At 44.8% G+C, this 12,179-nt stretch carries 13 protein-coding genes and 1 tRNA gene; 3 read left to right on the top strand and 11 right to left on the bottom strand.

The annotated features are described in order from the left end of the window. Positions 1-2: 2 nt before the first annotated feature. The 11 genes from DX060_RS01310 to DX060_RS01260 all read right to left on the bottom strand — a co-directional run bounded on the left by DX060_RS01310 (position 3) and on the right by DX060_RS01260 (position 9,197). Complete coding sequence (locus DX060_RS01310; protein ID WP_115010791.1) at positions 3-764, bottom strand: hypothetical protein; 762 nt, start codon at positions 762-764, stop codon at positions 3-5. Next, entirely contained in the window at positions 761-2,533 is a 1,773-nt protein-coding gene (locus DX060_RS01305) for a peptidoglycan D,D-transpeptidase FtsI family protein (protein ID WP_115012258.1), read from the bottom strand. The genes DX060_RS01310 and DX060_RS01305 overlap by 4 nt, the downstream gene beginning before the upstream one ends. 17 nt (positions 2,534-2,550) lie before the next feature. Further along, the gene (fliE, locus tag DX060_RS01300; protein WP_115010790.1) at positions 2,551-2,865 is read right to left on the bottom strand and encodes a flagellar hook-basal body complex protein FliE; all 315 of its coding nucleotides are present in this window, start codon (positions 2,863-2,865) and stop codon (positions 2,551-2,553) included. Between the two features lie 71 nt (positions 2,866-2,936). Beyond that, positions 2,937-3,431, bottom strand: coding sequence for a flagellar basal body rod protein FlgC (gene flgC / locus DX060_RS01295; protein ID WP_023929475.1), 495 nt, complete (start codon positions 3,429-3,431; stop codon positions 2,937-2,939). A 13-nt stretch (positions 3,432-3,444) separates the two neighbouring features. Continuing rightward, a complete protein-coding gene (gene flgB / locus DX060_RS01290; protein WP_115010789.1) occupies positions 3,445-3,891 on the bottom strand; it encodes a flagellar basal body rod protein FlgB in 447 nt (148 codons plus the stop codon). A 144-nt stretch (positions 3,892-4,035) separates the two neighbouring features. Further along, positions 4,036-4,111, bottom strand: a tRNA-Glu gene (locus DX060_RS01285). Between the two features lie 51 nt (positions 4,112-4,162). Further along, positions 4,163-5,020, bottom strand: a complete 858-nt coding sequence (locus DX060_RS01280; protein WP_115010788.1) for an SPOR domain-containing protein — start codon at positions 5,018-5,020, stop codon at positions 4,163-4,165. Positions 5,021-5,032: 12 nt separating this feature from the next. Then, entirely contained in the window at positions 5,033-5,575 is a 543-nt protein-coding gene (locus tag DX060_RS01275) for a DUF1882 domain-containing protein (protein ID WP_115010787.1), read from the bottom strand. Positions 5,576-5,584: 9 nt separating this feature from the next. Continuing rightward, positions 5,585-6,835: a serine hydroxymethyltransferase gene (locus DX060_RS01270; RefSeq protein WP_115010786.1), complete on the bottom strand. Its 1,251-nt coding sequence runs from the start codon at positions 6,833-6,835 to the stop codon at positions 5,585-5,587. A gap of 2 nt (positions 6,836-6,837) precedes the next feature. Further along, positions 6,838-8,592, bottom strand: coding sequence for a lysine--tRNA ligase (gene lysS, locus DX060_RS01265; RefSeq protein WP_408938830.1), 1,755 nt, complete (start codon positions 8,590-8,592; stop codon positions 6,838-6,840). Between the two features lie 11 nt (positions 8,593-8,603). Beyond that, the gene (locus DX060_RS01260; protein ID WP_115010785.1) at positions 8,604-9,197 is read right to left on the bottom strand and encodes a CvpA family protein; all 594 of its coding nucleotides are present in this window, start codon (positions 9,195-9,197) and stop codon (positions 8,604-8,606) included. A 76-nt stretch (positions 9,198-9,273) separates the two neighbouring features. Between DX060_RS01260 and lnt the strand changes: the two genes are divergently transcribed. From lnt to DX060_RS01245, 3 genes are read left to right on the top strand one after another with little or no spacing between them, the layout of a single operon-like run. After that, complete coding sequence (gene lnt / locus DX060_RS01255) at positions 9,274-10,923, top strand: apolipoprotein N-acyltransferase (protein WP_115010784.1); 1,650 nt, start codon at positions 9,274-9,276, stop codon at positions 10,921-10,923. 1 nt (position 10,924) lies between these two features. Beyond that, entirely contained in the window at positions 10,925-11,572 is a 648-nt protein-coding gene (locus tag DX060_RS01250; protein WP_258552144.1) for an ABC transporter ATP-binding protein, read from the top strand. A gap of 18 nt (positions 11,573-11,590) precedes the next feature. Further along, positions 11,591-12,178 (top strand): queuosine precursor transporter, encoded by a 588-nt coding sequence (locus tag DX060_RS01245; protein ID WP_115010782.1) that lies wholly within the window; start codon positions 11,591-11,593, stop codon positions 12,176-12,178. Position 12,179 lies beyond the last annotated feature (1 nt).

Here is a 12,179-nt window from a genome sequence, read left to right as displayed (position 1 = left end):
ATCTATTTAGCGGGGGTTTTTATGATATATGGCACGCCTTGCAAGCCTGCTTTTTGCAGCTCTAGCCCTATTAGAGTAAGTTTGGCAGTGATATCTCCTTGCTCTGTGGGCTTATCAAAGCGCACGCTACTTGGTTCAAAGTTTTTGTCAAACACCCTTTTTAGCACGGCGATTTGCTCATTCTTGGCTTTGGCACTTTGGATAAGCTTGGTAAATGCCGCTGCTTTATCTATGGAGCTTTGCTTGAGAATGCCTACAATCATAAGCACGAGTGTAGAATCTTTGGCATATTCTTCAAGCTTTTCTATTTCATTTTTACAATAAGGGCAGTTGGGATCAAGCACCATATAAAGTGTGTTTTTGGCTGATTTGTTTGCGATAGTTATGGTGCTATTTGCGTGCTGTTTAAATACCTTTAGCACGCCATCATCGGTGATTTGCTTGTTATGTAGGCTGACTTTTTGCAAAAGTGCTTCAAGCTTGGCATCAAACTTCTCATCTTTGGAAAAGACAAGGTTTGGCGATATGCCTAAGATGATTTTGCCACTATCGTGGGCGAGCAGAGGTATCCAGAATCTATCTTGCTCGACTATGGCAAATGTAAATCCCTGCAAGCCAGAATCCACTTTCTGCACGACTTGGGCAGAGAGTCCTTGTGCTTGTAAAGTGGATTCTAGCTGCTTAGAATCTAGCCCATAAGCTAAGCCTACAAGAAGCACACTATAAATACACACTCTAATACCGCGAATATATGGCATTATCATTGTTTGTCCTTTTTGATTGGTTTGAGATAGCCTTGGGCGATAAGCTCTTTGGCGATTTTTTGGAAAACAGGCGCAGAAGTTTGTGAGCCATAGTAGTGCTGCCCTGATGAGCCAAAGGTTACTACCCCTATGACATAGGCGTTTTCATCATCTTTGGCAAAGCCAAAAAATGAGCCATTATAAGTCTCGCCATAGCCACCAGATGACGCCACAACGCGTGCTGTGCCTGTCTTGCCCCCTACGATGATCTGCTCTACTTTAGCTGCTTTGCCCGTGCCAGATTCTACGACTTTGATTAGCACTTCTTGCATTTTTTGCGCGGTGGTGCTAGAGATAGCGTGCTTGGGAGATGGGAGATTGGGGACATAGATGGAGCTATCTTGGGCGATGAAGTGCTGTGTGATATGTGGGGTAACCAAATATCCACCATTGACAAATGTCCCATAAGAACGCAAAAGCTGCATAAAAGTAACGCGCACGCGATAGCCATAAGACACCGATGCCTTTGCCGCGGAGGACTCTTGGCTTAGCTCGCGCACAGATGGGATCACGCCATCTTTCTCATAAGGCAGATCAATCCCTGTAATCTGTGCTAGCCCAAATGCTTTTAACCCATCATAAAACTCCCTCCCACTAAGTAGCATTGAGAGCTTGACCATTCCTACATTGCTAGAGCGCACAAGCACATCTTCTATCGTGGGATTTTTGGGCATTATGGAATCATCTTTAATGATATATCGCCCCACGCGGTAGTAGCCATCGTTTAGATCAATGGCACTTAGTGGATTGATAAGCTTCTTTTCTAAAAGTAGCGCATAGACTAGTGGCTTAATGGTGCTGCCGGGCTCAAAGGACTCTATCGCGCGGATTTTTAGGCTTGTGTAGTCTTGCTTGCGTATGGATTTTGGATTGAAGCGATTGGAAGTGGCTAGGGCTAGAATCTGCCCTGTTTTTGGATGTAGCACGCCAGCGATCACTTCATCAGAGTCAAACTCCCTAATGGCATCATCTACGATGGCTTCTACCTTTTGCTGGAATTTAAGCGGAATGCCTAGCACCACATCAAAGCCATCATAGCGTTTTTGCTGCAATGCCCCCTTGCTTTGAATGACATTAAACCCTATATCGCGCCTGCCAGATACTTTGCCGTGGCTTACGGCTTTTAAGATCGGGTCTTGGGATTTTTCTATACCATCGACACCTTTGGGGATTGTTAGCCCAGATTCCTGCTCCTTTCTTGTGTAGCCTACAATTGGCTCTAGTAAATCTGCATACGGATACTCCCTATCAACCCCACTTACCTCGATACTAAGCCCTATTTTTTGCACGAGCTTACCGCTATCATCTTCGTATTCTTGGAACACATCATAAGCGAGCAGCTTGGCATTTAGGGCTTTTAGATTAGCGGCGGTATTGGGGCTTATGGCATAGGAGAGAGTCGTGTAGTTTGTCTGGGCGAAAGCTTCTAGAATCTTAGATCTTGGTATATGGCTATATATCTCTAGAAGTTTGATAAAAAGCTCTTTTTTATCAGGGTCAATGGAGCGTGGGTTGAAGCTTAGTTTATAGAGCTTTTTGCTTCTTGCGAGTGAGTAATTATCCTGCGTATAGATAGTGCCACGCACTGCTATGTCAGCTTTGGTGATGATAAGGGTAGGCATTTTGCGAGGCAAAACTGCCTTGAAATACGCCACAGCTAGAAATACGATAAACCCCACCAAAAGCAGTAGAAAAAAAACAAGAATTCTACGCGATTTTTCTAACTGCATACACAAGAATCTAGAATCTACACTTGTGTGCGTAAAATCTCTTTATACGCGCTCAAAGCCTTATTGCGCACTTCTAGCATAAGTTTCATACTTGTCTCTGCTTTGCCAATAGCAATGGCTGCTTGATGAAGATCTTTAAGCTGACCGCTTGCCATATCAGCAAGAGCTTTGTCGGAAGTTTCTTGGACTTGATTAAGCTCATCAATGGACTTTTTCAAAAGCTTTGAAAACTCCCCACTAGAAGCATCGCTACTCCCAGCGGTGCGAGATGATCCCGTAGAGCTTGTGATAGAGAGTGCTTGGTTTAAGCCAATCTTTTTAATCTCATCCATTTGGTTTCTCCGTGTTATTTATCAAATTATTATATCGGTTTTTTGTAATTTTACTATATACAACCATATCGCTATGCTTGCATCATTAAAATCGCATTGCCAGCCATAGTCTTAGCACTTTGAAATGCCGCAACATTAGCTTGATATGCCCTTGTGGCTTCGATTAGATCAGCCATTTCTACCACAGGATTGATATTAGGATATGCGACATAGCCTTCAGAATTTGCATCTGGGTGGTTTGGCTCATATTTCATAATGGGTGCGCGATCATCACGCACGATTTTATCGATATACACGCCCATTATCGCGGGCTTTGGAGTTTTGCCTAAATCCCCTTCGTTGAGCGGATCTTCGTATTCTATGCCATTAGAGTTTTTCTCAAGCTTTTGGTTTAATGCCTTATTAAAATCAAATGCACGGAATGAGAGCATTTGCCGCCTATAAGGTCCGCCCTCATCAGTGCGCGTGGTGTTGGCATTTGCGATATTAGCAGAGATGAGATTGGCGCGGATCCTTTGAGCCGATAGCCCATAGCCGCTAATGTCAAATGAGTTGAAAAAATTCATCGCTTATCCTTTGTTAAATGTTTTTGCCAGCTTCAATGGCGTAGTTTAAGATGCCTTTGTGCTTTTTTAGCGCGGTGGTTAAGCCTTGATAGACAACAGAGTTTTTCCCAAGCTCTGTTGTCTCAATGTCCAAATCCACACTATTGCCATCATTTCTTGCCAAATGCCCATCACGGAAAAACATATCGGGTCTATGGATATGGCGCGATGTGCGACTATCATCTAGGCTAAAATGCTTGGATTTTGTTTGTGCGATATGAAGAATAGGTGGCTTTTTGTTTTCAAGTATTTCTGCTTGCTCTAGAGCTAGCATTTGTGTAAATTCTATATCTCTTGGGCGATAAAAGGGGGTGTTTTGATTAGCGATATTGCCAGCTATCAAATCTTGTCGCAAAGAGCGAAAATCCAACGCCTTATATGTGAGAGAATAGACTTTAGCCTCAGCTGCAAAAGAAATCATCACAACTCCTTTATGACTCTTCATAAATATATTAAGCAATGAAGCAAATTTAATTCCATATTGAATGGGCTTGAAGGAGATTGGAGAAAATTATGGCATTTGATCGTGTTTAATGGTAGATGATAATTGTGGGGATAAGGCAGATGGCGACCCTTGAAAGATTCGAACTTCCGTGACTGCCTAGAAAGGGCAGTATCCTTGACCGCTAGATGAAAGGGTCTTGTATAAAAAAGCCTTTAGATTCTAGTAGAATCTAAAGGCTATGCACATACTATGGGATTTCGACAGGTGTTGGATTTTCTTTAAACATATTGGCTATTTCTTCGCGATTTGGGGCTTGCGCTCTGCTTTTGTATGGTCCTAAAAGATAGCGAGCATTTGGCTTGTTGTCTAAAACAATATGCTGGATTCTATAAGGGTATTTTTTAATGAGTGTCAAAAATTCTGCATTTGGCTCTTTCTCAAATGCGCCAACCTGCCAATAAAACCCTTGTGTAGGTGCAGATCCATTTGCCACTGCGGGGGCACTCGCGCTAGCAGACTGGGCTTTGGGGCTAGATTCTGGCTTGGGCTTTGGAGCTTCTGGCTTAGGCGCAGGCTTTGGCGTGGTAGTAGGCTTAGGAGTAGGGGCTTGTGGCTTTTGGACAGGTTTTGGCTTTTCTGCTGGCTTTGGAGCTTCTGGCTTAGGTGTGGTAGTAGGCTTAGGAGCGGGGCTAGGGCTAATTGTATCTTCGATATTGCTCAAGGCATTGTCAATATCGACAGCATTGCCTGCATTGGTATTGTCTTGAGAGATTGGATCTTGCTCAAAGCCCATATTCAAATCCTGTGGGATAGATGGCATACCATAGGTATCTATGGAGCTGGGCGCACTACTATCTTGCCCAAAATCTAAACTACCAAAATTACTACTAAACACATCATCGGCTGGTTTCATTGCATTTTGATCGACAATCTCGCTTGGAGTAGCTAGCGGCTCTTCTTTGGTGATGAGAAATTTCCATACCAAAAACGCTACCACCGCGATAATCGCAATAGCCGCTATGACGACAAACACCGCTTTCTTGCCACTTGAAGATTGTTTATTGTTTCCTAGTAGAATCTCGCTTAATTCTTTCCTATCTTCCATATATGCTCCTTCCTACATATGTCTAGCCCAAGAAGCCCCACGCTCTTTGGCATAGACTTCATAAGGCACGATAAGTATATTAAAATCTCTTGGTAAATCAATATTCGGGAAAACGCGCCATTCAAGGGGCATTTTTTGTCCAAGTTTTAGTGAGAGTGTGCGTGCAAGCCGCTGCCCCTCGCTCAAATCTGTGTGTCCTTTGTGGATATACAAATGCAAATGCCCAGGGGTTTTTGTGTTATAAGCGGTAAAATTGATGAACCCTTCATCGCGCAAGAGTAGCTGCGCTTTGTGGTAGAAGCGATCAGGATTCCTACCATTGTAGTCAAAAACGATATTTTCTACCTTATCACCGGGTAAAATTAGGCTATGTGCCACAGTGATCTTGCGCGCGAAATGATCCCGTATAATCTGGCTTGTGAGCATACTATTGACGCGTTGGAATTTATCAAACAATAATCGCCCATTGTAATGCACCTTTTGCCCCAATCCATCAAGCTTCTTGAAGTAAAACGCGCTATGCATTTTGATGAGCTTCAATTCCATTTCTGTCATACTGCGTCCTTAAAAAATGGGCTTTTGATAGACCACAAACCCTCTATTTAGCTCCCTAATCTCAGCTTTAATGCGCTCTTGGAGTTTTGTATCAGTAATATTATCTAAAATATCAGCGATTTTGTGTGCTATCCACTCAAACTCTGCTTCTTTCATCCCCCTAGCCGTCAAGGCAGGAGAGCCTATGCGGATACCGCTTGTTACAAATGGGCTTCTTTTTTCGCCCGGCACGGTGTTTTTATTGACCGTGATTCCAGCATTGCCTAGGGCGATGTCCGCATCTTTGCCGCTAAAATCTTTAGCCAAAAAGCTCATTAAAATAAGGTGATTATCACTTCCGCCGCTCACTAGATCATAGCCTCTATCGACAAGCACTTCTGCCATTTTGCTAATGTTTGCTTTGACTTGTTTGGCATACGATTTCCACTCGGGTTTTAGATTTTCTTTAAAGCCCACTGCCTTGCCTGCGATGATGTGCATAAGCGGTCCGCCTTGCAAGCCCGGGAAGACACTTTTGTTGATTTTAGCGGCGATTTCTTCATCATTGGTTAGGATAAGCCCTCCTCTAGGACCGCGCAAAGTCTTGTGGGTAGTGGAGGTTACCACATCACAATGGGGGAAAGGATTGGGGTATTCGCCCGCGCAAACAAGTCCGGCGATATGGGCAATATCTGCCATCAAAATCGCCCCCACTTCATCAGCGATTTCTCTAAACTTGGCAAAATCTAGCTCTCTTGTATAGGCAGAAAATCCACATACCAAAATCTTTGGCTTGATGATATGCGCACTTTGGCGTAGCTTTTCATAATCAATCCTGCCATCTAGCTCCACGCCATAAAAAAAGCTTTGATAGATCTGTCCTGTAATGCTCACTTTCGCACCGTGCGTGAGATGCCCTCCGTGGCTTAGATCCATACCCAAAATCTTGTCATAAGGCTTGAGCAACGCACTATACACCGCGCCATTTGCTTGGCTACCAGAGTGTGGCTGCACATTGGCAAATTTGCAGCCAAAGAGCTTTTTAGCCCGCTCAATAGCTATGGATTCTATCGCATCGACAAACTCGCAGCCTCCATAATATCGCTTATTTGGATAGCCCTCTGCGTATTTGTTTGTCAGCACGCTGCCCATAGCCTCCATAACGGCTGGAAAAGTGTAGTTCTCACTAGCAATCATCTCTAAATGCTCATTTTGGCGCGTAAGCTCGGCATTGATGAGATTGTAAATCTCAGCATCAACTCGCTCTATTTCATATCCCATATTTACTCCTTTAAGTCTTGGCTAGATTCTAGGTCTGTGCCTTTTGCTTGGGGCTTCATCGCGGGGAAAAGCAAGACATCTTTAATGCTCTTATTGTTGGTAAGCAACATCACAAGTCGGTCGATCCCTATGCCCTGCCCAGCAGTTGGCGGCATACCATAGCCTAGCGCGGTTACAAAATCCTCGTCCATATATTGAGCTTCTTCATCGCCCGCATCCTTTTGACGCACTTGGGCGAGAAATCGCTCATATTGATCGATAGGGTCATTGAGCTCGCTAAAGCCATTGGCAATCTCCTTGCCTCCGATAAATAGCTCAAATCGATCAGCAATGCTTGGGTCTTCATCATTGCGGCGTGCTAGGGGGCTTATATCTATGGGGTATTGTGTGATAAATGTGGGGTTTATGAGCTTGGATTCTACAAACTCGCTAAAGGCAGCATCTTGCAGCTTACCATAGCTTAAATTGGATTCTAGCTTCACGCCCTTTTGTGCGAGATAGGATTCTAGGCTTTTGGCATTTTCTAGGGCGGATTCTGGGATATTGCCGATTGTCCTAAGGCTATCTTTGTAGCTTAGAGTACTCCATTTGCTAAAATCCACTTCCGTATCGCCCCAAGGTAGCTGCGTGGGGAGCTGGAGCTTTTCTAGCAAGTAGGTGAAAAACTCCTGTGTCAGCGTGATTAAATCCTTATAAGTATGATACGCCCAATAAAATTCAATCATACTAAACTCTGGGTTGTGGGAGTGATCCATTCCTTCATTGCGGAAGTTGCGATTAAGCTCAAACACCGCTTCAAATCCCCCTACAATGAGCCGCTTTAGATACAGCTCTGGGGCTATGCGCAAGTAGCGATCCACGCCTAGGGCATTATGATGGGTTACAAAAGGCTTGGCATTAGCACCGCCGGGGATTGGGTGCAGCATTGGCGTCTCTACCTCTAAGAATCCTTTTTCTTCAAAAAATCTCCGCACAAGCGCGACAATGCGCGATCGTAAAATAAAAGTCTCTTTCACGCCAGGATTCATAATCAAATCCACATATCGCTGGCGATAGCGCGCTTCAATATCAGTAAGCCCGTGAAACTTCTCTGGCAAAGGGATAATGGCTTTAGTAAGGATTGTAAATGCACTAGCGTGGATACTTAGCTCACCTGTTTTGGTAACAAATGCGTAGCCTGTGATATTGACAATATCGCCCACTTCAAGCAGCTTTTTGACAATGAAAAATTCTTGCTCACTTAGCTCATTTTTTGACAAATATGCCTGCAAAATCGCGCTTTCATCTTGGATTTTGATAAAGCAGGCTTTGCCCATAATGCGGATAAACTTCACACGCCCTACAACCGACTCGGTTGGCATTTCAGCTTGGTCGGTGGATTTGGCTTGTAGCGATAAATCGTGGATTCTGCGTGATTGGCTGCAGTCATTACCGCTAAGATAACTCCCTTGCCAATCGCTTGAAAGCCCCGATTTACTAAAGAAACTGCGGCTATGCCCCGATTTCTCATCTACAATCCTAGAATCCTTTGCGGAGTTGGCTAGAGCTGGGGCGTTATCCAAAGCTGAATCCCCATCACCAGAATCCACTTTTTGCGCGTTGATGTCAAAAGTGGATTCTAGCAAATGCGCGTAGCGTTGCAAAAACGCCGCATTGCTCATCGTGCGTGTAAGCGCATTGGTATATGGGTTTAGATCCTGCTCTCGTAGGGCGTTTGCCTTTTGGATTCTCTGTGTGATATAAGTATTCTCAAACATACCAATCCGCTTTATTTAGTGTTTAGATTCTGGACTGCTTGCTTGACTTCTTCAAGCCCTTGCTCAAGACTATCGGCACTCGCCTTGCCTTGCGTGATGTCGCTGAGATTTTGGAGCGTGCCATCAACCACAGAGAGCTTCATAATCTTTTGGGCGATATTGATCATATTGACATACATTTGGCTATTTGCCCTAGCACTTTGCACGAAATTTTCACGGATAAAGCTAATTTGCGACACCGCATAAGCGATAAAGCTAAAGATGAAAAACACCTTCACCGAGGCAAAGACAAAGCCTAAGCCTTTATTGAGAAAATCTAAACGCAAAAATACAAGCTTGCTTGCTAGCACAATCCCAATAAGCACAAACAGAGCCCAGCACACAAGCAGCACGATGATAAAGCCTAGAGTCGTGTGGATTGTGCTGCTCCCAAAGTCATAGACATTTTTGAGCACATTGCCCACAGGGCTAGCAAATACCGAGCCTAGATACACCCCAAGCAGCACGCCTACCAAGCTACAAAATTCCGCGACAAAGCCAGATGCAAACCCACGAAATCCAATCACTACAATAATCACAATCAGCGCGACATCAATATAATTCATCACCACTCTTTACGGAAAATTTAGCTTAAAAAGGCTACCATTGTAGCCAAAGATACATAAAATCAAGGTAAATATTTTGAAAAAAGCTTCCGCGCAGGGCTTGCTTGATAAAGGCTTGCTAGAATCCACTTTTGACAGAACGCAAAAAGTGGATTCTAAGACAAACGCCCAAAATGTAGAAACGCCGCCGAACGAAAAAACAAAAAGCGTGTTTGATAGTGAGCAGCAGGCGGCAGGATTTGTGATGAGAAAACAAGGCGTAACCGCAGTTTCTTTAGTAAATCGTGGTTTTCAAAGCGGGGGCAAAGGGATTTACCTAGCGGAGAGCCAAGCCCCCGCCGCAGGATCCACGACTTATCGCGCAAAGCCAACGCCCAAAACACAATTTTTCTCGCGTCTGCTGCTGGGCTTGCTCTATGCGCTAGGATTTTGTGCGTGGCTTTATGTCTTTGCGCTTATCGCGCTTATGCAGGATTCTACTCTTGAGGTAAGTTTTTCAGCTCATATTACTAGTGCTTTGCTCCTTAGCATTCTTGTGCTAGCAAGCTTTAGTATCTGGCTCTATGTGCCACGCGCGATAGGGGGGTATTTTGGGTTTTTTGTGGGGGTGTTGCTGTTTTATTGGATTGGGCTTTCTTTTCGCTTTTCTATCGCGCCATTTTTGCTAGGCTTTGTGTGTGTGGGCGTAGGGCTTGCGTATGCGGCGTTGCTGTATCTGGGGCTATATTTTACAAGCAAGATCTATCGTATTTTTTCACTCTTTGCGCTAGGGATTTTCGCGCCTTTTTCGTTTGATTGGTTTGTGCCGCAATCGTGGCTGGCGTATAGTGTGTTTGGGGTGGGGGATTTGGCGTTTATAGGCATTTTGTGTGCGCTGGCTTTTGGGCTATATCGTGGCAAGGCTAGGGTAGTGAGAATGCTAGTAAGCGCGGTGCTTTTGCTTGTTTGCGTGGATTGGGCGATGGTGGATTCTAGTGCGCATAGGCAAGCCCTAGCGCATATCACGCCGCTTGCAGATGAGATTGTCATCGTCCAAAGTGCTATCCCCCAAGATCTCAAATGGGAGCAAAGCACCATAGATTCTGTGCTTGAAGGCATTATGAGCGATATTGATTCTGCGATTATGGATTCTAAGCAGATGATCATCTTCCCAGAGACGATCCTACCCTTTGTGCTTAATCATCAGCAAGGCTTCCCAAAGCGCGTGCTAGAGGCATTTCTAGCAAAAAGCGCGAAGATCACCATAGTGCTTGGGGCTTTTAGCGAGGAGGGATCACAGGTGCATAACTCCACCTATGTTTTTAAAGATATGGGCGTGGAGATTTTGCACAAAGTCATCTTAGCCCCCTTTGGTGAGAAGATCCCGCTCCCAGACTTCTTGGCAAAGCCTTTGTATAAGCTCTTTTTTGGCATAGATGATGGACTGCAAGCCGCCAAAGATCCGCAAGATTTTAGCGCATTAGGCAGGCTCTGGCGCAATGCGATCTGCTATGAGGGCACGAGCAAGGAGATCTATGCCAATGCCCCAAAATATCTTGTGATGATTAGCAATAATGCGTGGTTTTACCCAAGTATCGAGCCGTTTTTACAACGCGTGCTGCTAAAATACTACGCGCGTAAATTTGGCACGACACTCGTGCATTCTGCTAATTATTCTCGCTCGATGATTATCACGCCCTTGATCGATGATACAAGGGCTACTAGAATCCTATCTCACAAGGAGTAGTATGCTACTACAAGCCAAAGCCCTATCGCATCATTTTGATACCCTGCTCTATGACAATGTCTCTCTCAAAGTGGATTCTGGGCAGAGTGTGGCTATCCTTGGGGTCTCTGGCTCTGGGAAATCCACCCTGCTAGCAAATCTCTCTACAATGCTAAAGCCACGAAGCGGGAGCGTGGAGATTTTGGGGCAGGATATTTACGCGCTTAAAGAGTCTCAAAGGCTTGAGCTTTTGCGCACAAAGCTTGGGATAATCTTTCAAGCACACTATCTCTTCCGTGGTTTTAGTGCGTTGGAGAATCTTCAAGTAGGCGCGATTTTGGCAAGGCAGCCCATTGATATGGAGCTTTTAGAGCGATTTGGCATAGCGCACACTTTGGAGCAAAACTCTGCTGATCTCTCTGGCGGGCAGCAGCAGCGGCTCTCTATCGCACGCGTGCTAATGAAGCAGCCTACTATAATTTTCGCCGATGAGCCCACGGGCAATCTTGATAAAGCCACCGCCCATAGCGTGATGGACGCGCTGCTAGCGTATATTGCTAGCAAGCAAGGTGCGCTCATCATCGCTACCCACGATGAGTCTATCGCTCACAAATGCACGAGAATCTATCGCATACAAAAGCACGGCTTAGAGCCATTGCAGCTTCATTAAATACATTGAAGGACAGCTATGAAACCGCTAGAATCCACTTTTACCCCCCCTGCTAAAATGCCCCTAAAGGTGCTTATTATCGCCGCTTGTCTGCTAAGTCTCATCGTCATCGCTGCAAACTACTCTGTGCAGTTTCACCTAGGCGACACGCCCCTAACCTTTGGGGCTTTGACCTATCCTTTTAGCTTTTTGCTGCTAGATATTTTGAGCGAGAAATACCGCCGAGCAGATGTTACAAAAGTGATCGCCCTTGCTATTTGTATCGCCTTTTACCCCTCTTATCTCTCGGCTACTACGCAAATTGCGCTTGCTTCTATCGCGGCGTTTTGTATCTCCCAGCCTGTTGATGTGGCGATTTTTTATGCGTTTAAGCGGTTTTTCCCTAAGCTTTGGTGGCTTAGAAATGGATTTTCTACGATTTTTGCGCAAAGCTTTGATACACTTATTTTCTTTAGCTTTGCATTTTGGGGGGTGAAAAGCTTTAGCGAGTGTATGGATATGGCAGCGGCGGATTATACGATTAAGGCGATTGTAGGCATTATGAATACGCCGCTCTTTTATATCCTTGCCATTCGGGCAAAACGCCTATGGCGACACCTTACCTAGA

The sequence above is a fragment of the Helicobacter canis genome (assembly GCF_900451095.1).
Classification (GTDB): Bacteria; Campylobacterota; Campylobacteria; order Campylobacterales; family Helicobacteraceae; genus Helicobacter_B; species Helicobacter_B zhangjianzhongii.
Note: the sequence above shows the minus strand (reverse complement) of the source record. Positions and strands in the feature narration are given on the sequence as shown.